This window comes from Paenibacillus sp. FSL W8-0439, from assembly GCF_038008995.1.
GTDB lineage: Bacteria > Bacillota > Bacilli > Paenibacillales > Paenibacillaceae > Paenibacillus > Paenibacillus polymyxa.
Genome location: NZ_JBBPAK010000001.1, coordinates 358,369 through 382,300, shown reverse-complemented (window position 1 = coordinate 382,300; position 23,932 = coordinate 358,369). Strand labels below are relative to the sequence as shown.

General features: G+C 45.5%; 20 protein-coding genes. 6 read left to right on the top strand and 14 right to left on the bottom strand.

Annotated elements, in window-relative coordinates; all coding sequences use genetic code 11:
* Positions 1–190: 190 nt before the first annotated feature.
* The 5 genes from MKX36_RS01615 to MKX36_RS01595 all read left to right on the top strand — a co-directional run bounded on the left by MKX36_RS01615 (position 191) and on the right by MKX36_RS01595 (position 5,915).
* A complete protein-coding gene (locus MKX36_RS01615; RefSeq protein WP_340864102.1) occupies positions 191–2,533 on the top strand; it encodes a glycosyltransferase family 39 protein in 2,343 nt (780 codons plus the stop codon).
* Positions 2,534–2,550: 17 nt separating this feature from the next.
* A complete protein-coding gene (locus MKX36_RS01610) occupies positions 2,551–3,642 on the top strand; it encodes a glycosyltransferase family 2 protein (RefSeq protein WP_340864101.1) in 1,092 nt (363 codons plus the stop codon).
* Between the two features lie 3 nt (positions 3,643–3,645).
* Complete coding sequence (locus MKX36_RS01605) at positions 3,646–4,068, top strand: GtrA family protein (RefSeq protein WP_340864100.1); 423 nt, start codon at positions 3,646–3,648, stop codon at positions 4,066–4,068.
* Entirely contained in the window at positions 4,065–4,946 is an 882-nt protein-coding gene (galU, locus tag MKX36_RS01600; RefSeq protein WP_340864099.1) for a UTP--glucose-1-phosphate uridylyltransferase GalU, read from the top strand. Before MKX36_RS01605 ends, galU begins: the two co-directional genes overlap by 4 nt.
* Positions 4,947–5,087: 141 nt before the next feature.
* Complete coding sequence (locus MKX36_RS01595) at positions 5,088–5,915, top strand: class I SAM-dependent methyltransferase (RefSeq protein WP_017425699.1); 828 nt, start codon at positions 5,088–5,090, stop codon at positions 5,913–5,915.
* Positions 5,916–6,087: 172 nt separating this feature from the next.
* On the opposite strand, the gene MKX36_RS01590 is transcribed toward MKX36_RS01595, so the two are convergent.
* From MKX36_RS01590 to MKX36_RS01540, 11 genes are all read right to left on the bottom strand, one after another.
* A complete protein-coding gene (locus MKX36_RS01590) occupies positions 6,088–6,834 on the bottom strand; it encodes a glycerophosphodiester phosphodiesterase (RefSeq protein ID WP_340864098.1) in 747 nt (248 codons plus the stop codon).
* A gap of 90 nt (positions 6,835–6,924) precedes the next feature.
* Positions 6,925–7,986 carry a hypothetical protein gene (locus MKX36_RS01585; protein WP_340864097.1) on the bottom strand — a complete coding sequence of 354 codons (1,062 nt, stop codon included), beginning with the start codon at positions 7,984–7,986 and terminating at the stop codon, positions 6,925–6,927.
* A 23-nt stretch (positions 7,987–8,009) separates the two neighbouring features.
* Positions 8,010–9,905, bottom strand: a complete 1,896-nt coding sequence (locus tag MKX36_RS01580) for an HSP90 family protein (protein WP_340864096.1) — start codon at positions 9,903–9,905, stop codon at positions 8,010–8,012.
* 413 nt (positions 9,906–10,318) lie between these two features.
* Positions 10,319–11,833, bottom strand: a complete 1,515-nt coding sequence (gene arfA, locus MKX36_RS01575; RefSeq protein WP_275975555.1) for an arabinosylfuranosidase ArfA — start codon at positions 11,831–11,833, stop codon at positions 10,319–10,321.
* A gap of 182 nt (positions 11,834–12,015) precedes the next feature.
* Positions 12,016–13,605, bottom strand: coding sequence for a S8 family serine peptidase (locus tag MKX36_RS01570; RefSeq protein WP_290403122.1), 1,590 nt, complete (start codon positions 13,603–13,605; stop codon positions 12,016–12,018).
* A gap of 146 nt (positions 13,606–13,751) precedes the next feature.
* Complete coding sequence (locus tag MKX36_RS01565; RefSeq protein WP_019685875.1) at positions 13,752–14,534, bottom strand: hypothetical protein; 783 nt, start codon at positions 14,532–14,534, stop codon at positions 13,752–13,754.
* A gap of 97 nt (positions 14,535–14,631) precedes the next feature.
* Complete coding sequence (locus MKX36_RS01560) at positions 14,632–14,907, bottom strand: peptide maturation system acyl carrier-related protein (RefSeq protein WP_257126572.1); 276 nt, start codon at positions 14,905–14,907, stop codon at positions 14,632–14,634.
* Positions 14,908–14,920: 13 nt separating this feature from the next.
* Entirely contained in the window at positions 14,921–16,045 is a 1,125-nt protein-coding gene (locus tag MKX36_RS01555) for a TIGR04066 family peptide maturation system protein (RefSeq protein ID WP_019685873.1), read from the bottom strand.
* 11 nt (positions 16,046–16,056) lie between these two features.
* Positions 16,057–17,511, bottom strand: a complete 1,455-nt coding sequence (gene ccpM, locus MKX36_RS01550; protein ID WP_257126571.1) for a Cys-rich peptide radical SAM maturase CcpM — start codon at positions 17,509–17,511, stop codon at positions 16,057–16,059.
* Between the two features lie 73 nt (positions 17,512–17,584).
* Positions 17,585–17,770, bottom strand: a complete 186-nt coding sequence (locus tag MKX36_RS01545; protein WP_080561119.1) for a CLI_3235 family bacteriocin precursor — start codon at positions 17,768–17,770, stop codon at positions 17,585–17,587.
* 106 nt (positions 17,771–17,876) lie between these two features.
* A complete protein-coding gene (locus MKX36_RS01540) occupies positions 17,877–19,619 on the bottom strand; it encodes an ABC transporter ATP-binding protein (protein WP_340864095.1) in 1,743 nt (580 codons plus the stop codon).
* 216 nt (positions 19,620–19,835) lie between these two features.
* Here MKX36_RS01540 and MKX36_RS01535 point away from each other — a divergent pair, with 216 nt between their 5' ends.
* On the top strand, positions 19,836–20,423 hold the full coding sequence (locus tag MKX36_RS01535; protein ID WP_107734469.1) for an RNA polymerase sigma factor: 588 nt from the start codon (positions 19,836–19,838) through the stop codon (positions 20,421–20,423).
* 94 nt (positions 20,424–20,517) lie between these two features.
* Here the strand turns inward: MKX36_RS01535 and MKX36_RS01530 are convergent, their stop codons facing one another.
* From MKX36_RS01530 to MKX36_RS01520, 3 genes are read right to left on the bottom strand one after another with little or no spacing between them, the layout of a single operon-like run.
* Positions 20,518–21,372: a carbohydrate ABC transporter permease gene (locus tag MKX36_RS01530; protein WP_013368987.1), complete on the bottom strand. Its 855-nt coding sequence runs from the start codon at positions 21,370–21,372 to the stop codon at positions 20,518–20,520.
* A gap of 18 nt (positions 21,373–21,390) precedes the next feature.
* Complete coding sequence (locus MKX36_RS01525; protein ID WP_016820227.1) at positions 21,391–22,275, bottom strand: carbohydrate ABC transporter permease; 885 nt, start codon at positions 22,273–22,275, stop codon at positions 21,391–21,393.
* 36 nt (positions 22,276–22,311) lie between these two features.
* Complete coding sequence (locus tag MKX36_RS01520) at positions 22,312–23,565, bottom strand: sugar ABC transporter substrate-binding protein (protein ID WP_025363775.1); 1,254 nt, start codon at positions 23,563–23,565, stop codon at positions 22,312–22,314.
* Between the last annotated feature and the right edge of the window lie 367 nt (positions 23,566–23,932).

The window sequence follows — 23,932 nt, the reverse complement described above, 5'->3', positions numbered from 1 at the left end:
CACCTCATCTCAGCTTTCAGCTAACGTTCAGGGAGCGCTCAGAACTCATTAAGGTACGTATGGCATGATAATAGCAAGCCGGTAGTTCACCGGGCCAAGATCGGAAGCGACTGGTCATTCCGCAGTCCTGAAGATAGCGGCTAGAACAACGGAATAAAAACAAAGAATTTTCACAGGGAGTGGAATGAACATGATTAAGAAATGGTTCAAGACCAGGGCGGACCTCCCCCTGATCATCATTATGCTGATATCCGCATTTTTGAACGGATACAACATCTGGCAAGACAAATACGTAAACACCTACTACACGACGGCAGTAGCAAGCATGCTGCAGAGCTTTCATAATTTCTTTTTCGCCTCACTTGATTCTGCAGGATCGGTAACGGTAGACAAACCGCCAGTGGTGTTCTGGATTCAGACGTTGAGCGCCTATATATTCGGGCTTCACGGATGGAGCGTAATCCTGCCACAGGCGCTGGCTCAGGTCGGATCGGTCTTGCTCATCTACTTACTCGTCAAACCGAGCTTTGGTACACTGGCCGCACGCCTGGCTGCCTTCGCCATGGCAACGACACCGATAGCCGTAGCGGTTAGCCGCACGAATAACATTGACGCTATGTTGGTCTTCACATTATTGCTCGCAACCTGGCTGTTGTTCAGAGGCCTTAAAAATAGCAAAACCGGGTTGATCCTGGCTGCTTTTGCAGTCGTCGGCATCGCCTTTAACGAAAAAATGTTGCAAGCCTATATGATCGTTCCGGCGTTGGGCCTGTTCTATCTGCTGGCTTCCAAGTTTAACTGGAAACGTAAAGCAATTACGTTGGCAGGCTCGGCAGTAGTCCTCTTGATTGTATCGCTCTCTTGGGCAGTCATAGTGGACTCCACTCCAGCAGATGAACGTCCTTATATGGGGAGTAGCGGCACCAACTCTGTACTGAATTTGGCCTTCGGTTATAACGGCCTGTCCCGCCTGACAGGAGATCAGGGAACAGGTGGAAATCGTGGCGGTCAACGCTCAGAGCAGAACAACAACGCTGCAACCAATAGCAACAATACGAACACGGATCAGATCCAGACAACTCCATCATCCGACAGCACTACCACTACATATGATTCTGGTGCCAACAACATGACAGCAGGCGGACCTGGTGCAGGTGGTCAAATGCCACCGGGCGGATTCGGTGGGAACGGACAAGGCGCTCCTGGTGGAGACGGACAGGGTGGTCCTGGTGGTGGCCCGGGTGGAAATTCCGGTGGCGGCATGTTCGGTACTGGTGAAAAGGGGCCTTTGCGGTTGTTCCAATCTTCCCTATCAGGCCAAGCCAGCTGGCTGCTTCCGTTCGTAATCATTGCTTCCATCGGCTTGCTTGCCGGTATTCGACGCCGTAATATCACACAGAAACATAGAGAGGTTATCTTCTGGCTCGCCTGGTTGATTCCCGCAGCTGCATTTTTCAGCGTAGCAGGTTTCTTCCATCATTATTACCTGATTATGCTCGCACCACCGATTGCAGCGCTCTTCGGAGCAGGATTCGTAGAATTGTGGCAGCAGTATCGTGAGCGTTCCAACTGGCTCTCCTGGCTATTACCCGTGGCAGTATTGGCAACATCGGTATTTAGCTGGTTCATTCTGCAAAATTACAACGACACCATCGGTAGCGGCTGGTCCATCGCGGTATTGATCGTAGGGATCATCGGCACAGCACTTCTGGTAGTAGCACGAATGAAATCCGAGAAGTTCACAAGATATGCCATTATTGCAAGTGTACTCGCTATGTTTATCGGTCCTGTGTACTGGGCATTGACACCAATCGTCTACGGGGGGAACAGCATGATTCCACAAGCTGGACCGACTCAATTTGGCGGCGGTGGTGGAATGCCAGGCCGCAATGATGGCAACAGAGGTTCAGGCTTCAATGGACAACAAGCTGAAGGAATTCAAGCGAATAACCAGACCAATAATGCAGACAATCCCAGCTCTGACGGAAATACTTCAAGCACACAAACAAGTACTGACACGGAACAGAGATCTTCTACCCGCTCCAGAGGAATGGGAGGCCCGAACGGCAGTCAAAGTTTAGATCAAAAAACGTTGAGCTATTTGCAAAAAAACAACACAGGTGAAACCTATCTTTTCGCAGCAAGTAATTATTCAACAGCCGCTCCTTACCTGATCGAAGCCGGACAAAAGGTAATTATTATGAACGGTTTTGTGTCTTCCGATCCGGTCTATACCGTCGATAAAATCAAGGCGCTGGTTGAAAGTGGGCAAGTGAAATACTTTATGATTTCTGGTGGCGGCGGTGGACCGGATGGCGGCAACTCCGAAGTCACTGCATGGATCAAGGAACACGGCAAAGTAATCCCTACAGATGAATGGAAAACAACAACAGGGGAAACAAGTACAGCAGCGAAAGCAACCGACAGCGGAAACGACACCACAAACAGCAATGCGAGCGCTCAGAATGGCCAAGGTGGACCTGGCGGAGACGAGCGTGGCGGAAGCGGTACTTTATACGAAATCACATTATAAATGAGGAGGAACTACGAATGAGTGAACCTATCCGTTATTCCATAGTTATTCCAATGTACAACGAGGAAGCCGTTATTACGGAAACCTATCGGAGGCTGAAACAAGTCATGGGCTCAATGGGAGAGCCCTACGAGCTAATCTTCGTCAATGATGGAAGTTTGGACCGCAGCGTCCAGCTTATTAAGGAATTCAGTCTCAGAGATGATACGATTGTATTGATTGATTTCTCTCGCAACTTTGGTCATCAGCTAGCTATTACCGCCGGGATGGATTATGCGGTGGGAGAGGCGGTCGTCGTCATTGACGCCGACCTCCAGGACCCGCCGGAACTGATCGTTGAGATGGCTAACAAGTGGAAGGAAGGCTATGAAGTCGTCTACGCCAAACGGCTCAAACGCAATGGCGAAACTCGCTTCAAGAAATGGTCTGCCAGCCTCTTCTACCGCGTTCTTAAAGCATCAACGGATATTAATATCCCGGTTGACACCGGGGACTTCCGCCTAATGGATCGCAAGGTCATAGATGAATTGAAACGACTGCCGGAAAATAACCGATTCGTACGCGGCCTGGTCAGTTGGATCGGTTTTAAACAAACCGCTGTTGAATATGAGCGCGATGAGCGGCTCGCAGGCGAAACCAAGTATCCGCTAAAACGCATGATCAAGCTCAGTCTCGACGGGATCACATCCTTTTCGATTAAGCCGCTCAAGCTGGCAGGGTATATCGGCGCACTTTTGTCCATGTCCGGCTTCCTGTATCTGATGTATGTATTGTTTCTTAATCTTTTCACCGATTCCTATGTGATGAAAGGCTGGTCATCCATGATTAGCATCAGCCTGATCTTCGACGGGGTGATTCTGATTATCCTCGGTATTATGGGTGAATATATTGGACGGATTTATGACGAAACCAAAGCGCGTCCGCTCTACATTGTCCGTGAGCGTTTGGGTGGACAATACGATAACGGTCCGACGCATGCTATGAATGTTCCTGAACAACGCGACTCCCTGTACATGCAAGGAGCCCGTGACAGCCTGATTTCGGGTGCACGCACAGTGCGCGGCAACAGCGCGGCATATACTGGACCCAAATCCGGCCATGGAGCCTAATCCATGAATAGTCGCATAGCCCAGCTGCTTCCTATGATCCGATTTGGCATCGTAGGTCTGGTGAATACGGGTGTAGATTATATCATTTTCATGCTGCTGGCTTGGACCGGAGTGCCGGTCGTGGTGGCGCAGATCATTTCGTACAGCTGCGGCACAGCCAACAGTTATATTTTGAACAGCAAATGGACATTCAGCAAACAACAAGCTAACAACACAAACAAAGGTCAATTACTCAAATTTATCGTAATCAACCTCATCGTATTGGGGATAACCTCTTTATTGCTGCAAGTGCTTCACACTAAAACCGAGCTGCCGCTTGCTTTAGGCAAGCTGATCGCCACTGCAACCGGAATGATCATCAATTATATCGGGAGCCGATACTGGGTGTTCGGTTCCCCATCCCGAAAGGAAAGTGAGTCCCTATGAGAAAAATTACAAAAGCCGTTATTCCTGCCGCCGGTTTAGGTACCCGTTTTTTGCCAGCTACGAAAGCTTTACCGAAAGAAATGCTTCCCATCGTAGACAAACCAGCGATTCAATATATCGTAGAAGAAGCCATCAAGTCCGGAATTGAGAGCATCATTATCGTTACGGGGCGTAATAAAAAAGCCATCGAAGACCATTTTGACAAGTCCGTAGAGCTGGAGCAAGTACTGGAGAGCAAGGGTAAATATGATCTCCTGCGTGAAGTACAAAGCATCGGGGGCAAAGCAGTCATTCACTATATCCGTCAAAAAGAGCCGCTCGGCTTGGGGCACGCGGTACGCTGCGCACGTCAGTTCATTGGCGATGAGCCCTTCGCCGTGTTACTGGGCGATGATATTATGAATTCCTCCACTCCGGCGATTCGTCAAATGATGGATGTTTACGAAGCCACTGGCAAGCAAGTGGTCGGCGTGCGTACAGTGGAAGAACAGGATGTAAGTAAATACGGCATTATTGACTCTATCCGCCAGAATGGTCTTATTCACGAAGTCGGCGGACTTGTTGAAAAACCCGCTCCAGCAGATGCTCCTTCGCGGCAGGCCGTCATTGGTCGCTATGTATTGGAGCCTTCTATTTTCTCCATTTTGGATAATATGTCCACTGGAGCGGGCGGTGAATACCAATTGACAGATGCTCTGCATCAAGTAGCATTGCAGAACCAACTGCTCGCCTTGGAACTGGAGGGCACACGCTATGATATTGGTGATAAAGCCGGCTATCTGGAAGCGGTGCTCCACATGGGCATGCAGCGCGAAGATTTGCGTCCAATGCTTGACTCCATAATGCGTGAGTGGGCGCTTGCTTCAATGATAAAATAGGAGACTTTCCTCCACCGAAATCCGATGATGTTGTGAAAACACAAAAGTAGCTGGTTAAGCACATAAACTTGTACAATGTAAGAGTACAGAACATCGGAATTTGTTCGGTCGCCCGGCCGAAGCTAAGGAGGAAAAGACCCTATGATTCCTGAGGGAAATCTGCAAAGTAATGTGGATCGTTTCAATGGCTTTGCCGACAACTACGATCAGCACCGTCCAGAAGCGCCATCACTCGTGGTGGAAATCATCAGCCGCTATCTGGATCGGAACGTAGAGCTAGTTGCCGATATTGGCTGCGGTACCGGACTTTCAACCTTCATATGGAAAGACAGCGCTCAGCGAATCGTCGGCATCGAGCCTAACCCGGACATGAGAGGAATAGCGCAGCGCAAGCTGGAGAGAGCAGGAACGACAATGGCAGGAGCTATTTCCTTCGAGAGCGGGTTCTCCAACAACCTGCCCTTTGAGGACAGCACTGTAGACGTCATTACCTGCTCTCAATCCTTTCACTGGATGGACCCCGAGAGTACGCTTCAGGAAGCAGGCAGGGTCTTGGCTCAAGGCGGTGTGTTTGCGGCCTTTGACTGTGACTGGCCTCCAGTGCTGCAATGGCAGATAGAGCAAGCTTATACAGAGCTTATCACCAAAGCGGATGGCGTTTTGGAACAGGAAGCGCCAGTAGAGCAACGAGCTCATAAATGGAGTAAGGATCAGCATCTAGCTAATCTGCACCGCAGCGGACAATTTCGCTATACTCGGGAGATTGTCTTCCACAATCGTGAGCAATGTGACGCTGCTCGTTATACTGGGCTCGCTCTTAGCCAAGGGGGGATTCAGAGTCTTTTCAAACTTGGCAATCGAACGCTTGACGACGATATAGCTCGCTTCGTGAAGCTGGTAGAGAATCATTTTGAAGGCAGAACACTGGATATCCTGTTCAGCTATCGTATGAGACTTGGCATCAAGTAGAACAACACCAAAATTGTCGTGATCATATTCTCTTCGGCTCAAGCAAAAAAAGACTCTCCTTGTCTCGTGAAAGCGAGTACGTAGGAGAGTCTTTTTTCATTCAATACATTTCTACTACTATTTCCGTACAATCTCTAGTAGTAGTGTAGTGTAGTTTTGCTTCACCTTCCTCTTAAGAAGAGTGGACAGCTAGAATGTGCGCCAATCGATCTGGGTAGTTTGTAATGATGCCGTTCACTCCAGCCTCCAGCAGACGTTCCATTTCTTCCGGCTCATTCACCGTCCATGGGTGGTAGACGACACCTAATGCCAAGGCCTCAGACACAGCTTCTGGTGTAACCACTTGCTTATAGGCATGAAGTGCTGTAACCCCGAATTGGGTTGCATATTCCGATGGGCGAACCATAATTTCAATATATAGCGCTCCCGTCTTGATCTCAGGGGCTATCTGCGCACAGAGCGCGAGCGATTCGTGATTGAAGCTGGATAAGATCACCCGCTCTTCCAATCCGAAACGCTTCACAGCGGCAATAACCTCTTCCTCCATCCCTGGATAGAGATGAACACTATTTTTCAATTCCAGATTAATAATGGTATCCGAGGACTGGGCCAGTTCCAATAACTCATCCAGCATCGGTACCCGCTCACCTCGGAATTTCTCATCAAACCAACTGCCTGCGTCCAGTTTATTTAATTCTTCCAGCGTGATATCTCTTACATCTAGTGGACAGCCTGTCGTGCGCTCCAGCGACTCATCGTGAATTAGCACCAAATGCCCATCTTGGGTACGCTGCACATCCGTTTCAATACCCGTTGCTCCCAGTTCCAACGCATGGCGGAAAGCCACCATCGTATTTTCAGGACATACCCCTGAAGCTCCGCGATGTGCAAAATTAATCACCTTCTGGGTCATAGTCACGATCTAATCCCTCCTGTCATTTCAAACAAGAACATTGTACTCGTTCATTGTTTGGGCTGTATAAAATATTCATCCCAGATGCCTGTTCTTCTACGCGGGTTGAACGATCCTCCCGATCCAATCCGAATAAAATGTATTCCCGTTCCGTCGATCAAATTCAGCTGCCGCAGACTCTGCCAGTGGTCTGAAGTACGCAATGATCTCTTCTAACGTACGTTCCTGTTTGCCCCATTCAAAAGATGCAGGCATCCGAATCAAACGAAGTTTGCTCGAAGTATCCAGCTTTTGCAGCAGCCCTACCATCGCTGCGTAAAAATACATTTGCTCCAATCCGCTCTCATAGTCCAGTGCGATATGCAAATGACGTTCCACCACTCCGATGCCTTCAATCGGATTTGCAACTGTCAAATACTCAATATGCTCTGCGATCGTTTTCAGGAAGTCTCGGTCATCACGAACCAGGCGATAGCCTTTGCGATACTGCTCCTTCGCCTGATCAACCTCGCCTTGACGATACAGCGGCAATAGCACCTGCGAGAGCGTCACATGCGGTACTTCTGCACATCTCATCCGTCCCGATAAAATCGGTTTTGCCACGGCAAGCGCCTGCTCGTCTTCTCCGGTCAAGTAATAGAACCTCACCATCTGGCTCTGCTCACAGGCTTCACAATCACTCATACTGTCTGGCTCAATCACGCGGAACATATCCAGATACCGCCGTGCTTCATCCAGTTCCCCCATGTCCATCGCGATGCGGAACTTATAATAGTAATATGGACGCTCATTATACCCGTATTCGGCATAACGTCTGCGCATATCCTCCACCAAATCTTCGATTTGAGTCTTCGATATATTGGAAAAGCTGCACACCTTCCCGAGTATCCATTTGTAGTTCCACAACAGCTCAACGGGGTCGTACTCCTCTGGATTTTGGTCAAATTGACCCAGCTGCCATGAAAAAGCAATCAGTGATTTCAATGGATATCCGTTAAAAATAGCACAGTCTACAATCTCTCCCCGAATTTCATAAGCGAGCTCCTTCAAACCTGAAGTATCCGCCAAGCGAACAGCCTCTTCCAGAATGGCCAGCTTCGCCGCCCCTCCGGGCATATCCTGCGCCTGCTCCATCAATTCATATATCGTCTCTTCCATTTGAATCCTCCTTTATTACGCAATTACGTATTCTGTCCGTTCCCTAATCCCCAATTGATAAAATGCAGCACACTCCGGTTCATCAGCTCCAGCTCACTGCGGTTCATCGGATAGTGACCCATCATAAGTGCATTCACATACATCATTTCTGTGGCAGCCGTAATCATCTGTGTATCAGTAGCTTCAAAAATTCGCTCCACTACCGGGTTGTTGAAATTAAAATACAAGGTCGAGTAGCCCGCGTTCTGCTGGACTCCCGCTTTTAGACTATCTAGCACATTGGAAAAAAGTGAAGTTGTCTCTTCAACTGTGTGTTCCATGGAGCGCAAGGTTAGTGCATCCTGTGAAATGGTGTAAAGCACAGGCAAGCTCGCAGGCTCAAAACGCTTCAACTCAGCACGGCAACGCATTGGCTGCAATGCAGCATCCATCACACGCAGCACACCGTAATACTTTGTGTGCTCTTCCTGCGTCAGTCCGGTAAATGATAAAGATACATCCTCAGGGCTGAGCCGCTCTGTTTGCAGGGTAGCGTCGATCCAGTGCAGCTTATCCAAAATTTCTGCATCATAGATATATCCGCCATTGATCACCAGCATCGATTGCGCTGCCGCCACATGCGTAATCTGGCGATACTCATCCACGGTCGCCGTGTAATGGAGCGGACGTCCGCCCGCCTCTCGGATCAGTTCACTCAGCTCGCGCCGCCCAAATGTACTTTCGAAGGAAAACCAGCGATGCATAATCCGCAGAAACTCATCATCCTCAACCGCGAGCGCCTTCATGGACAGCTCATGCAAACGAATCCAGTGCTGCAAGCGGTCTGGCTCATATTCCGCCATGCGTAGCAGTTCTTCGCGAATACAGGTCCCCAATTCAGAACGAACCGCATCAAGCTGCTCATTTTCATAAAAATATTCACGTGATGCCGTTGGTTGCAATTCATCTGTCCAAATCAGGCTTTTAATGAAAAATGCCCATTCTGGCAATACATTTTCCGCTTTGTCAGACACGAGCATATGCTTCAAGTACACCCGATGCAGCCGCTTGCTGTTCAGATTAACACTGCGAGGCAAAATGAATGCAATCCCGCCTGTTCTACCCGATGCTGTCCGTAGCGGTATAAAATCACTGAAGCGCTCACCCATCAGACGATAGCCTAAATCCAGCACCTCACCGCGGCGGCTCCGTAATTGTTCCGGGTCTTGCATCCAGCTTGTCGATGGAAGATTGACCTGCTTGGTCTCCCCGTCTACAGACAGCAGGACAGGATAGGGAAGCAAGGCTCCATAATAAAATAAAGAATCTTTCACCTGAGCTGGCTCATAATAAAACTCGCTCCCTGGCTTGCAGCGCAAATAAATTTGCGTCCCTGTAGGCAATTGGGTCTCTAATCGACGAATTGTATATGTCCCATCCGGCTTCCCTTTCCATTCCATAGAGACGCCTTCCTTCACCGAACGGGTCAGTACTACAATCTCATCGCTCACCATAAAACAAGACAGTAAACCAATCCCAAAACGCCCGATAAATGAAGTCTCCGAGGTCAGCAAGTCAGCTCCCTTCTTGGAAGACTGCCCGATGATCGACAGAAACCGGTGAATGTCTTCTTCCGACAATCCAATCCCGTTATCCTGAATCATCAATACCTGCTGGTCCCCGGCACCGGATAGCTCCACGATGACTTTGCCTTCATAGTCGTTACTCTCAAAAGCTGTATCTCCAAGAGTATTGTCTTCTTTCAATGGTTTACTTTCAGCAGCAGCCTTCCCCAGCTCCTTGCGAGCTGTGATCGCATCTGTTGCATTTTGCAGTATTTCACGTATAAACACTCGTGGACTGCTATATAAATGATTGGCCAAAATATCAATCATGCCGCCCAAATTCACTTGAAAACGATATTCGTCCGTTTGACTCATAGAGATCATTCCTTTCTCGAAATGCTACAGCCATCTTTTTTTAAAATAGCTATCTTTTAAAGTATAACGTGGATTCAAGTCGGATTACACACCCTCGTTTCAGATATCAATTCATTGACAACCGTATAACAGGGTCTTTTTTCACCCGGGAATGTCGGACCTGGGTCTAATTAACTTCACAAAAATGAATGAAGCACGAACACTTAGTGAATAAGGATCATCTTTACCTAGTTAAATTTAGGAATAAACATAATATTTATTAAAATTATCCCTTCCTTTCGGGCACTAGATCGATGGAGGGACAAATGACTCATTTTATACAAAAAGCCCGCATTCCTGCTCTTGTAGTAGCCTTACAAGAGAGAATGCGGACTTATTAGGCATAGCCTAGTGTGTTCCTTTTAGAAAGAGAATTAATGAGACTTAGCAAGACGGATCACGTTCCACGAGGCTTTACCCAAATGGGCTTTTATAATTCCGTCTTCAAGCTTGGCATTGCCACCGTTATGAGGTGTAACCATTTCACCAGCTGGGCTGTTGGTCGCTTTGAGATCATCATGCTCCAGCACAGTGTGCTCGACAATGCGGTAACCCTCAAAACTGCGTACATCTACCGTCAGCTCCAGCGATTCAGACAAGTGACGGTTCACTGCAAAGACCGTCAGCGCGTCTCCCTCTTCATCATAAACTACAGCGCTATCCAGATAAGGAATATCTGTAAAGTCTTTGGAGTCGTATTTTTCGGAGTCCACTACAGGCATCAGCGATATCCCACGACCATAACGGGAGGCATGCAGATACGGATAGAAGATCGTTTGCTTCCACGCTTTTCCGTTATTTTCGGTCATGATTGGTGCAATAACGTTGACCAGTTGAGCCATACAAGCCATTTTTACACGGTCTGCGTGACGCAGGAACGTAATCAACATGCTGCCGACCAACAATGCATCTTCAAAGTTGTAAATATCCTCAAGCTGCGGTGGTGCCACAGACCATGGATCAATTTTTTTGTCCGCATCATTGGAGTGGTACCACACATTCCATTCGTCAAAGCTGAGCATCATTTTTTTCTTGCTGCGTTTCTTCGCTTTGATATAATCACAAGTCGAAATGACTGTACGAATAAAATGATCCATGTCCATAGAACGTGCCAGATAATTAGCCGTATCATTGTCATGGTTGCCGTAGTATTGGTGCAGGGAAATATAGTCAGCTACCTCATACGTATGATCCAGTGTGGTTGCCTCCCATTCCGGGAACGTCGGCATCGTGGAGCTGGAGCTTCCACAGGATACAAGTTCAATGTCAGGGTCAATCAGCCTCATAGCTTTTGCAGATTCTACAGCCAGACGACCATATTCCTCTGCTGTCTTGTGACCAATCTGCCATGGACCGTCCATTTCATTGCCAAGACACCAGGTTTTAATCTTATGTGGCTGCTCTACACCGTGACTACGACGTAAATCACTCCAATAGGAGCCTCCTGGATGGTTGCAATATTCCACCAAATTACGCGCCGCATCAATACCACGCGTACCCAGATTCACCGCCATCATTACTTCGGAGCCAACATCCTGGGCCCATTTAAAAAATTCATTCGTCCCTACTTCATTCGGTTCGACCGTTCTCCACGCCAGCTCTAACTGTCTAGGTCTGGATGCGACAGGGCCAACGCCGTCCTCCCAATTGTAACCGGATACAAAATTACCGCCTGGATAGCGTATAATAGGAACATCTAGTTCTTTTACCAGTTCTTTAACATCATTACGGAAACCGCTTTCATCACTAGTTGAATGAGTAGGCTCATAAATACCACCATATACAGCACGCCCGAGGTGCTCTACAAAAGAACCATAAATGCGTTTATCGACTTCAGCAATACGAAAAGACTTGTCTACGATCATCTTTGCTTTTACAGCTGCTGCCACCTAAACCATCCTCTCTGAATGCGAAAATAAAATTTGTTGTACCTAAAGCTAACAAGCCATTTTATTAACGCTTTCAATATAACACACCATAATCACTATAGTCAATATTATTATTAAATACTTAATATATATATTAATAAAATAATATTAAACGATAAGTATTTGGTTACGTATTTTATATATCAGTTTACCAGTAGCTGCTCTAAACTTGTATAAAAACGACCTATATCTCCCTCGTTTAACTCCGGAAAAACCCATTCTTGCGAATATCGCTGCTCTGTCTGTATAGAGATTTGAATGCTGTCAGCCTCTGCTACAGATATCACAGAAAGCTCAATATCAACCCCTGATACATCTTGCTCTTTGCTCCAATTTGAAATATGCTGAGCCTCTACGCAGAAAATGGCAATATCCGTATACGCACTATAAGCCATTGCCCCGGCAGCGATTATTAATGCCTGTAATCCATGGATTGCAGCTTTAAGAGGCAAATACTCCATATCATGCAGCATAGCGGTAGGCTGGTCTACCACGATCCAGCTTTGATATCCATCTCGGGCAAAGAAATCTCTCAGCACATGCAAAAAATATAGGATATCAAACTCCTTGCTATAATACATGCAAATAAGCGGAATGTGAGAAGCTTCTATCGCAATCGTCTCCTCCTGCTTTATAAAGAAATGATCCTCTTGCTGCCACCAGCGCAAATGGTCAGATAAAAAAGGCGGGGCAGGAGTGTGGCGTTGACTTGTAGAGATATAAACGACATGTTTTCTATAATGCACAGCCAATTGCTCCACTTCCTGCAACTCTTCTGGTTCCATTGTGCCCAGCAAGACAATCGTATCTGTCAGATCCCCACTCCATTTTCCCGTCCTAAAGGCTGAATCCGGCTGCTGCTCCTGCTCCCGGAGGATCGCTTGTTCGATGAATGCAGCTACTTTTGTGCGAGGAATTTGGGCTTCATATGGGGTCTGAAAATAATAAGGTGCTACCGAGCCAACTACGCCCTCCCCCTTAAACACATGTGCACGTCGTATCCAATCTGGATGTTTGTATTGGATTACAGGTAAATCCGTATCCTGTATCGGACGGTAGCTATTCTCATACAGTATATATTTTAGCTTCTCTATAGAAGGAACATGCTTGGACTGCTGCAAAGCTTTACACACCTGGGCCGTAACGAATGGAGTGGCATAGCTATTGCAATTGGAGCAGCGCACAATCCCTCCCGTTGAATCTACCAGTTCATGTCTGGCAAAAGCGGTAAATTCAATACCACTTGAATAAGCTTTTTCAGCATCATATGTATATTGCCCTACCATAAGTATGCCGCTTCGGTCACAGCGCACTCCAATCACATTAGCAAAAGAAGCCGGATAAGTAAGAAGCCCCCCGTTTTGTGCAGCACATACCATAATCAGTCCTGCTCTAGCTGCATCATTTACAGCTTCTCGCAGCATTTCTCGATCCCGATACTTTATGCTTCCCAGGCTCATATTCGCTACCTGTACCCCATGCTTTACACACCAATCCAGTGCGGCACAAAGCTGCACCGCATTTCCTTTTCTATCGTTCATTATTTTCACACTGCTAATCATCGCATCCGGGAAATACGTTTGTACAATAGCAGCACACAGCGTACCGTGATTTAAGCTACGCCCATCTTCTGCGCCCCCATGCGCTATTTCGACGTCGTATAATAAATGAGAGTTCAGGAAGTCAGCATTCACCCCATCGTCAATGATGGCTACATGGATCTTGGCATTCATTGTTTCTCCCCCTCCTCCTTCGGATCGCGAAATGGTTCTCACTGCTCTGTTCCATTTCATTAAGTAAGAGGAGGGTGCCTCTACGAACGTTAGCGTTCGTCTATAAGCACCCTCCTAGTTCGTGTACTATACGCAAAATAACTGGATCAGACTGCAATATTTACGTTCGTACCTGCAGCCTTCTCCTCTTTTTTAGCCGAATCCTGGTAGGCATTGATTTCTTGTTCAGTCCACACTCTGCCGGCCTCTGGACTTACCTCCTTCTCATCCTTTGGCTCATCCCGTTCAGTCATCGTCGGTGCATTATTCGCGGCTTCACTGATGCGCTCATTAATACTCGCTGCGATTCCCATAATTTCTCCGTCAAGCCCTTCTGCCTTCTCACGCAAAGCCGCTGATTTTGCAGGGTTAGTGCTTTCCCAGCCCTTAGCCTCGCTTCCCAATGTGATTTGTGCCATTTTAGCTATTTTGGCATTCTTCAACTCATTGTTTGCAGATACTATACCATGCATGGTATAGGTGATCAGATTCTGTCTCTGTTCCTCAGCAGTCTTGGGTATATATTGTTCCTTTTTACCTTCCTGAGCCTCTTTTTTACTGTCCTCATCCATGCCTAAGGCCTTTTTTTGTTCTTCCAGTGACTGTTTTTGAATGTTCTCATCAATTTGCTGAATCTGCTTATCGATCTCCTCCATTTCAGCCTTTACAGCTTCTGGACCGAGACCACGCTTGAGGGCATTACTTACATAGTCCGAACGCCTCTCCATTAAATTTTGCTTTTGCTCTGTCAATTGTTGAATAATCTTGTTTTGCGGCTTGCCTATACTCTTTCTTTCAGCCTGCGCAGAAAGTGGATGCCGTAGTTCAAGTCGGTTGTTATCTGCGGTGCGGAACGGCGATTGGTGAGATGATGTAAAAGATACATTCATCCTAAAACCTCCAATTCTCTTCTAATAAGTGATTCTAGAGGTATATCGGATTTTTTTGTATGTTTTTGTATGTTTTATCATCATTTTCACAAATCCTTCATTCCTTTTCCACTGCCAAGCAATCCTTTATCGTCTCATACAAGCTGTTATATGTAAGCAACCCCCCTTCCAATATACGCTCCTCCGGAATTTGGATGGCGAATCTTTTTTCCACCTCAAATAATAGATATACCAGATCTCGGGGAAACAACCTCATTTCTGGCCCTAATAAAGTAGCCTCTTTATTGATCTCGCTCGCTTTGATGTTAAAAAGTTCCCCAAATATATTTTCCAGCTTAGCTCGTGTTTCTGTTACATCCTGAGTAAAGTTCATATTTTCCCCTCCATTAGAACTGAGCTACATGATGATCGACCGAAAAATAGTGTAAAATGTCCTCCGTCAGCTTGCCCATATCCTCATCGCTAGACAGATTGAGTATAGGCACGGGATAACTGGAAAACTCTTGTTTTTTCTCTTCCACAAAACGAGGATTAACAGAAGCATATTGCAAATTCACTGAGGAAGAAGAATAGCTATCGAATACATTGTTACTCAAGGCGTATCCCAGCAATGAAGAGGAAAAGCGATTTTCCATGTATTGTTTGACATGCTCCAGGTATTTTAGATTATATTCATCATAATGAAGACAACAGATCAGCCCATCGGGTCTAACTGCACGGGATGCCAAAAATGAGGTTACTCCAAAATAATTCGTGAATGTGTTATTAAAAGGAACAATCCCGCCTGGGATACCTACGAGTATCAAATCCGGCTTTTCACTCTGCTCTATTTTTTTCAAATATCGATTAAACATAATAATCTTTTGCGTCTCGGTCATCCCGCCCTCAAACATAAACTGCGGGAAAGAATGCGCACCTATCAGCTCTCCGCATCCGTTAGATGTCACTTGCGATACCTGATATCCTTGTGCTTCAAGCTTCTGCCGGATGTTAAGCTGCAAATTAAGCTTATGGGTTCGCTCGTTCAGACCTATTACAAACAAAACCGGTGTAAAAAAATCATGTATGGCGGAAGACGGGTCCGGTGGTGAAATATGTTCCGTGCGCACATCAAATGTATTTTTTAAAATCAGCTTGTAGCCATGCTCCTCACCGGGCTGAATGAGTTCCATACATGAGTCTGGCAAAGTGAAATTAAACATAACTTTTTTTCCAAGTTGTCCAGCCTTCTTGATCACTGGGAGATACACCTCAGCTACATCCAGCTTGAAGTTAGATTGTACCAGTAAAATGTCATCACAGCTCTCTAATTCCTGTTCCAAGCAAGACACCGGCTTCACGATAAGGCCTGTTACTTGTCCCTTGTCCACCACACAGGCATCTTTCCCGATCATACCCGACCCTTGAAAAGAAATAAGTACAACTTCCCCATAACTTCCTAATAAGTTCAAGTTTCTAACCAGAGCTATCGTTTCATAATCAAATGGAAAAATGATTAATTTATTCGTCATGGAGACACCCCTCATGCTTTTTCAAAATCAAGGATCGTATCCTCAGAGAAATCATATCCCAGCTCATTCATCATGCAAAAATCAAGTAAGGTATGCCTGATATCATTCTTAACTACAGAGCAGTGACTCAGCTTCTTTTCTTTAGACAAGGTGTGCAGATCATCTGCTACAGCCACACATAGCGTACAAAAACGGAAGTTCCAGCAGTCTTTACATGCATCCTCCGTAACCGTCCCTACATTTAAAATTTGGCTGATTTTATCTATTTCAAAGCCAGTGTCCACCTTTCCAATCTGCACGACCTCCGACTGCTCACTCACCCGTTCGCATGGAAACAAGTTTCCATGTACATCAGCAAACAGGCGTTGAACACCGGGCACACAGGGTCCGCCATGATGTGCTTCTATAGGCATCCCCGCCGAAGGCTTTCTATAATGAAACATTCGGAAATAAATCTGAATATAATAGTCTTTAATCAGTTTGGAGACATGGCTTTCATCTACTCTTCCAAACTTGGAGAGCATCATTTTAAAAACCTCATAACCCCTCTGCTCAATAAATTCATTCCTGTACAAGATTTCATCCTTCACATAAGCATCATTAATGTAGGAAGACCTCACACTGTACAGACTTTCGAACGTTTCATAGTTCGTATAAAAGTCGTTAATGCAACCAAAATCATTGCGAGTATCCAGCACCACATTAAAATTAATCCATTCAAAGAGAGCAGGGTAATTCCTTTTAATTGTGTCTACATTGGCAATGATCGTATCGAACGAGCCCCGCCCGTTAACAGCAAACCGTCTGTTTCTGTCATGATTCTCCTGATCTCCGTCCAGACTGATCGTCAGCACAAAATGATGCTCATCCAAAAAGTCCAAAATCTCTTCATTAAGCAGCGTACCATTGGTCGTTAAGTGAAAACCCACATCTCTGTATGCTACCTGCTCCTTGATATATTCAACACATTGCTTGATCAAAGGGAAATTAATAAGCGGTTCTCCCCCATAAAAACCAAAGTCCAAGCGGTCACTGTCCACTGACCGATCAATGACAAAATCTATACACTTGCGCGCTGTCTCAAAATCCATCATCAGACTGGTATGACCCCGATTCTCATATCCTCCTGAATACACGCAATAAGAGCATCTAAGATTGCAATTTTGAGTGACCTGCAAAGTTAGGGTCTTCAACTGATGCTGAAGCATATGCTCCAAGTGCTTCGTCTTCGGATGCATCATAATCTGTGGACGCTGCGAAGATAAAAATCCGTTATCCAACAAGTCACGGATATACTGCTGCAACTCCGGTGTAGCATCCATCTCATCCAGGTCGAAACTGGAATGCGAATTCAGAAAATGATAAGCCTCCTCTTTAATCCGTAAGATTAAATTGGTATTTACATCATATACATAATGGTGGAGTCTCGTCTGAAACGTGTATATAAAAGGTTGGCACATGTTCATGATTCACACCTACTCTGTTTTGATGTGGACAGAAGAGCCTGCAATTTCCAGGCTCCTCCATACAAATATAAACTTAATAATTACCAATTCCCGTTCCATTATCTCTGCGATAAGAACCGTCACTTTCTCGCGATGTATTGGAGCTTCGAGTCAAACTGCCAGCACAATAACAGGAGCAAGGACAATAACAGGAACAACCACAGCCAAATGCCTCAATCGTGTCGCCTACATTCGTACTTCTTTTCACAAGCTTGCGCATGTAAAACTACTCCTCTCATTTTTTAATATGATTAAAACGGGTGTTCACCCATACTAATTCCTTACATAGTGTTAAATCACACGATGAAAGCGTTTGTTTTTTTTCATCATTTTATAGGGACCTCTTCTTTCTCTGATATCCATCCTCTGTATTCCGTATGACAGGTCATAAAATGTGAATGTGTTCCGATTTGGAGTGGTTTGCCACGTTCCAACAAAATAACTCTATCGACATGCGCTAATATCTCACTGTGATGGGTAACGATCATTACGGTCTTGTCACGCAATCGGGTCTTCAACAATTGTTGGACATTTAGCCTGCCTGCCACATCCAAATGGGAAGTCGCCTCATCGAGAATATACAATGGCGCTTCTCTGACCAATGCCCGGGCCATGGCTATTTTCTGTCTTTGCCCTCCCGACAGCTTGGAGCCATTCGAGCCTATTGGGAAGTCATCTGCGAAGCTGTGAACCAAATCTTTCAGACCAACCTCCGCGATAATTCTCTCTATCGCTTCATTACTGACTTCTGTGCCTAAGAGGATATTTTCAAAAAGAGTAGTATCAAATAAATATAAATGCTGGCTGACCAAGGCTATCTGACTTCGATACTCATCTATTTCATAGCTTTGAACGTCCATGCCGTCATAAGTGATCATCCCCTGATCAGGCTGGCTGAACCTCATCATCAAATCCAAGAGCGTAGACTTTCCTGCCCCGTTTGCTCCTATGATAGCTATCTTTTCCCCCCGGGCAATCCTAAAGTTCACGTCGGATAGGATCGGCTCATCCTTGGTATATGAAAAAGAAACATGATGAAACGAAATGTGGTCCTCAGGAGGCGGCTCAGGGAGAACAGACGCAACAGGGACTGAATTAGATGTCTCTTCCTCTGCCCAATCCAAAAACTGATAGTATCGCACGGCAGAAGGAACAACTTCGGCCAGCATGTAGCCAATGTTTAAAATAGCGAAAATGGGAGTGGTAACATAAGCACTGTAAGTAACAAAGGCAAAAATACCACCTACAGTGAGCTGTAAACGAAAAATAAGATCAGCTCCAACAACATACACAAGCATCATCAGAAGTTGAATTACAATCGATTCTGAAGCGATATTCCAAGCATCCAGAAGAGACAGTTTCCGTTCCGAATCTACAATTCGCCGCTGTTTGGATGAGAATTGCTGATGCTTACCAGGGATAAGACCAAACATCCGCTGCTCCTTCATCCCCCCGACAGATTCCCCAAACCACTGGGCAAAATCACTGCTGCCTTCAATCAAATCCCCCACCAGTCTTTTTCTGCGCTTCACAAAATACTTCACTACAACATATTTGATAGGCAAAAAGCACAGCACAATTACAGTCATTTTCCAACTAATAAGCAGCAGACCACATAAACCACCAATCATACTGAACGCCTGCATAATAGTAAAAAACACTCCACTATCTGTGATCCTTGAAACATTACCTACATCTGTACTAATCTGGTTCAACAGTTCAGCTTCGTTGGTTCGTTTAAAATAGCTCATTCGGACTCTTGTCAGATGCAGATACGCCTTTTCAAATAAGGAAAAAGTAACCTGTGCGCTTAAGCCTGCCCGAAAGAATTCTTTACACACATTCAGCAGCTTGTCCAAGCAAACGATGAAGAACGCAGCAGAAGTGTACAGGACTACAGCCCGCATATCTCCTTTCAAGAGACCTTGATCTACAATAGTCTTGCTTGTCAAAGGCAACAATATATTCAAGCCCGCTGATACGATGAGACATGTCACAATGATCACGACTGTCTTCAAATGAGGTTTAAAGGTTGCTGCCAAGTGTTTGTATACTACAGAATCCTTCATCCTTTTCCCCCTTCAGCTGGTGCGCCCTCTCCCCCTATTAACTAATTCCGTATCGGAATCAAAATCACCTTAAAATATCTCTTAACTGTTCTAGTAATTCCACATTTTCGAGATTAAATATGATTTTTGTCATTCTTCAAAATTGGTATTAATGTATACGATTGGAACATGTAAAAGTCATTTATCTTTTTATCCGTCCAAAGGGGGCTTGAACAAATGCCGACCACGATGGTTACTGACTGTTGCAAAGAGGATCAATGCAGAGGTAGTTCCAGATGCTTTTACAAAAAAATTTGTGAACTGTATCTGAGTGAGGTATATCGGTTCTGTATGCATTTAATCAAGAATCAATCTTGTTTTAAATTTATGGCAGAAGAATGTACACAAGATACTTTTGTAGCGGCAAGACAGCAATTGGTCAAGCTCAAGCATCACCCCAATGTTAAGGGATGGCTGTACCTTACGGCTAGGAATCTCATATATAAATCATTTAGGTGCTACTATACGCAAAGAAAGCATGAAACTACGCTTGAATGTGAGAAAATATGTGGTTTTTCGAATTCGGTAGAGGAGGAGTGGGAGAATCAAAAGCTGGAAGATGTGGATACGGTGATTGTTAGCATACTGATGCAGCTTTCCAACATTGAATATACGCTCTATCAGGATTACTTTTGTCAACAACTGCCTGTTTCCTTCCTCGCTGAAAAATATAATATTTCAGTTACGGCGACAACGACCCGGATTTACAGACTAAAACGAAAAATTCGTACATTATCCCATCAATATTGTCTAACTCATATATAAATATATCCATGTAAAGCAAAAAAGCGGAGCTTCTCTCCTAAAGAGAAGCTCCGCTACTCGTTCTGGTGACTAAACTTGCTTTCACCCTATACCCCTACTTAATTCCCGAAATTGTATAATTCTCGATAATATACTTTTGGAAAATAATGAAGATAATCATAATCGGAACGACCATAAAGGTCGAACCCGCCATTTGCAGGGCAAATTGACTTTCGTTCTGTCCCTTGAGCAGTGACAAACCTACGGACAAGGTGTACAGCTTCTCATCGTTCGCAATAATGAGCGGCCATAAGAAGCTGTTCCATCCACCGATGAAGGTCAGGATCGCCTGTACCGCAATAATCGGCGTCGAAATGGGCAGCACGATTTGTAAAAAAGTGCGGAACTCCCCTGCTCCATCAAGTCGTGTCGCCTCCAGCAGTTCTTCCGGGATATCGGACATGAACTGCCGGAAGAGGAAGATCGCGAACGCGCCCACCAATCCAGGAAGCACAATCCCCAGCATGGAATTGGTCAACCCCATCTGGTTTAGAATCAAATAGACGGGAATCATCGTCACTTGACCTGGAATCATCATGGTTGCCAGCACCAGATAGAACAGGAAACCTTTGCCCTTAAACTGAAATTTGGCAAAACCATAACCCGCCATAGCGTTAAGGAATAATCCGAAGAAGGAAGCTAGGACAATGATCAGCGTATTTGTCAGATAGGTTCCAAACGCCATGCTATCGAATAGGATTTTAAAATTATCCAGTGTAAAATGCTCCGGCCAGATGGTTGGAGGAATTTTGGTTACCTCGCCCTCTGTCTTAAAGGAGGATAAAATCATCCACGCAAAAGGCAGCACCATCAACAGACCTCCCACAGTCAGGAGAATCGCCACGAACCATTGAAATGTTTTTTCACCACTGCGCGTATTGGCGCGGGCTTGCTGAACAGCTGTTTTCACGTTCATCACCTCTCTCTATCAGGACTCCGCTTTATTTTGCAAACGGAACTGAATCAGCGTTACCGCGATGATCGCGAAGAACAGAATGAACGATCCCGCCGCGGCATACCCGAATTTACTAAATTGGAAGCCGTTATTGTAAATGAACAAGGATGCCGTCAGCGTACCGTCCAGCGGTTTCCCTTTGGTCATGACAAAAGGTTCCTCAAAAAATTGCAGCCAGCCGATCATCGTCGTGATGGACACGAAGAAAATAGCGTAACGAAGCTGCGGCAGCGTAATATAACGAATTTGCTGCCATGTATTGGCCCCGTCAAGCTGGGCCGCTTCATAATAAGAGCCTGGAATGCCTTTAATAGCCGCAATAAAAATAATCATGTTTAAACCGATGCCCCGCCAAACCGCTAACACAATCAGCGAAATTTTCGCTACTGTTGGATCGGTCAGCCATGGGACGGGACCTAAATTCACCAGACCAAGCACGTAGTTGAATAACCCAAGCGTCGGATTATACAGATAGCTCCAAACCACTGCGACCGCAACCACATTCGTTACGGACGGCAGATAGAACACGACGCGGAATACTTTGAAAGCACGTGATTTACCCATGTTAATCAGAATCGCGATGCTGAGCGAAAATATCAGCACCAGCGGAACGCCAATGATAACAAAGAACAACGTATTCCCAATGGACTTCAAAAAGGAAGGGTCCAAAAGCACGTTCGTGTAATTTTCCAATCCTATAAAGCGAATACTTTCATAATTAACGAGTCCGGACAGATCCATATCCGTGAAGCTGATCACGAGCGCCAGTAGTATCGGCAATAACGAAAACAGCGTTAACAGGATGATGGAGGGACCGATAAACAAGTATGGCGCAAGCTTCTGCGAGCTTCCTTTCATGCCTTCACTCCCTTTGACAATGACGGATATGGATCATTATTTTTTCATTATACTTGCAGCCTGCTGATTAAAGTCATCCATTTCCTTCTGTACATCGGCATGACCGCGGTAAATACGCTCAAAGCTCTTGATGAATTGTTGAGAAACCTCTTCCCATGCAGCCAGTTGCGGCAATGCTGCGGAATGATCCAGCTGTTTGCGAATCGTCAGAAGCATCGGATCACTCTTCAGTTTGGCATCTTCCCACGATTTAGTAGTCGCAGGCAAGTTACTGGACAGCTCCATCCATTTCAGTTGTGTTTCTGGTTTGCTCATGTAAGCCAGGAATTTGGCCGACTCCTCTGGGTGCTTGCTGAATTTCATAATTGAAAGGTTGGCTCCACCCAAAACGGATAGGTTGTTTACTTTGCCAGGAAGCTCCGCAATATTCCACTTGCCTTCCAGTTCTGGTGCCTTGCTCTTGATTTCTTTAATCATGAAAGGACCGCTGATAAACATTGGAACGATCCCCTCGCCTTGCAAACCTTGAACGGAATCAATTCCAATATCCACTGCGTTAGAGCCATTTTGGAAAAAGGTATTTACATACTTCACAGCATCTACAAACGGTGCTTGGTTGAATAGCGGATTGCCCTGCTCGTCAACCAGCTTGGAACCGTTCTGGAGAGCAAACATAAAGCCCATGGACTGCTCCTTTGCACTAAAGGAGATACCATATTTGCCTTTACCCCGAGCCGCTAGCTTTTGAGCAGCATCGGACAGTTCCTCCCACGTTTTAGGTGCTTCATTGTATCCAACCTGTTTTAGTAGGTCCGAACGATAGAATAAAACTCGCGTTTCAGTGTACCAAGGTACGGCGACCGGTTTAGCTTCAAATTGAGCCGTACTGACAGCGCCCTTGAAGAAATTTTTCGCTTCAAGCTCAGGGTATTTGCTGATGTAAGGCGTGATGTCTGTTAGTGCACCCGCAGATGCTAATTCCGGCACCCATGATGTACCGAGCTGGACAACATCTGGACCTGATTTTGAGGCAACCGCCGTGAGCAATTTGTCGTGAGCGTTATCCCAAGGCAACGCCTGTACATCAACGTGAATATCTGGATTTTCTTTTTCAAAATCTTTTACAATTTCAGGCAGCAACTTCCCTTCCGCTCCCATTCCCCACATGGTGATGGTCGTCTTGCCATTTGCATCTTTGCCCGACGAATCATCCTTGGATGAACAACCTACCAGCGCACCCCCCAGTAATAAGGTGCTTGCCAAAATGATCCCCAATGTTCTTTTCATCATACGAATTCCTCCCGAGATGATCAGTTTACCGATCATGCAATATGATAACGGATTCAAGCACATGAATTTTGCAAAAATTCAATAAGCGACTTCCAATGTCCAAATATTGCAATTTGGAGCGACTAAAATCGAATTTTGCAAAATCCTGATACATGCAAATACATAGCAGTTAAAGCATACCGTTATAACAATTATGTTTAAAGCCTAAGGACCATACTCATCAATAGAAACGTTTCGATAGTCATTATAGAACAAATTGAAACCGTATTCAATAGGGATATTATTTTTTATTTACTTGGAATCACATCTCTTTTTCATTTATTTCAATCTTTATTACGCTATTTGTCCTATAAAAAACCCCCGTTTT

Bases quoted from the DNA above. Each gene is read 5' to 3' on its own strand.
- MKX36_RS01615 (WP_340864102.1), top strand. From the start codon at position 191: ATGATTAAGAAATGGTTCAAGACCAGGGCGGACCTCCCCCTGATCATC.
- galU (WP_340864099.1), top strand. From the start codon at position 4,065: ATGAGAAAAATTACAAAAGCCGTTATTCCTGCCGCCGGTTTAGGTACC.
- MKX36_RS01580 (WP_340864096.1), bottom strand. From the start codon at position 9,905: ATGAGTCAAACGGACGAATATCGTTTTCAAGTGAATTTGGGCGGCATG.
- MKX36_RS01585 (WP_340864097.1), bottom strand. From the start codon at position 7,986: ATGGAAGAGACGATATATGAATTGATGGAGCAGGCGCAGGATATGCCC.
- MKX36_RS01610 (WP_340864101.1), top strand. From the start codon at position 2,551: ATGAGTGAACCTATCCGTTATTCCATAGTTATTCCAATGTACAACGAG.
- MKX36_RS01595 (WP_017425699.1), top strand. From the start codon at position 5,088: ATGATTCCTGAGGGAAATCTGCAAAGTAATGTGGATCGTTTCAATGGC.
- MKX36_RS01605 (WP_340864100.1), top strand. From the start codon at position 3,646: ATGAATAGTCGCATAGCCCAGCTGCTTCCTATGATCCGATTTGGCATC.
- MKX36_RS01545 (WP_080561119.1), bottom strand. From the start codon at position 17,770: ATGCGCAAGCTTGTGAAAAGAAGTACGAATGTAGGCGACACGATTGAG.
- MKX36_RS01560 (WP_257126572.1), bottom strand. From the start codon at position 14,907: ATGAACTTTACTCAGGATGTAACAGAAACACGAGCTAAGCTGGAAAAT.
- MKX36_RS01535 (WP_107734469.1), top strand. From the start codon at position 19,836: ATGCCGACCACGATGGTTACTGACTGTTGCAAAGAGGATCAATGCAGA.
- MKX36_RS01570 (WP_290403122.1), bottom strand. From the start codon at position 13,605: ATGAATGCCAAGATCCATGTAGCCATCATTGACGATGGGGTGAATGCT.
- MKX36_RS01555 (WP_019685873.1), bottom strand. From the start codon at position 16,045: ATGACGAATAAATTAATCATTTTTCCATTTGATTATGAAACGATAGCT.
- ccpM (WP_257126571.1), bottom strand. From the start codon at position 17,511: ATGAACATGTGCCAACCTTTTATATACACGTTTCAGACGAGACTCCAC.
- MKX36_RS01520 (WP_025363775.1), bottom strand. From the start codon at position 23,565: ATGATGAAAAGAACATTGGGGATCATTTTGGCAAGCACCTTATTACTG.
- MKX36_RS01565 (WP_019685875.1), bottom strand. From the start codon at position 14,534: ATGAATGTATCTTTTACATCATCTCACCAATCGCCGTTCCGCACCGCA.
- MKX36_RS01525 (WP_016820227.1), bottom strand. From the start codon at position 22,275: ATGAAAGGAAGCTCGCAGAAGCTTGCGCCATACTTGTTTATCGGTCCC.
- MKX36_RS01540 (WP_340864095.1), bottom strand. From the start codon at position 19,619: ATGAAGGATTCTGTAGTATACAAACACTTGGCAGCAACCTTTAAACCT.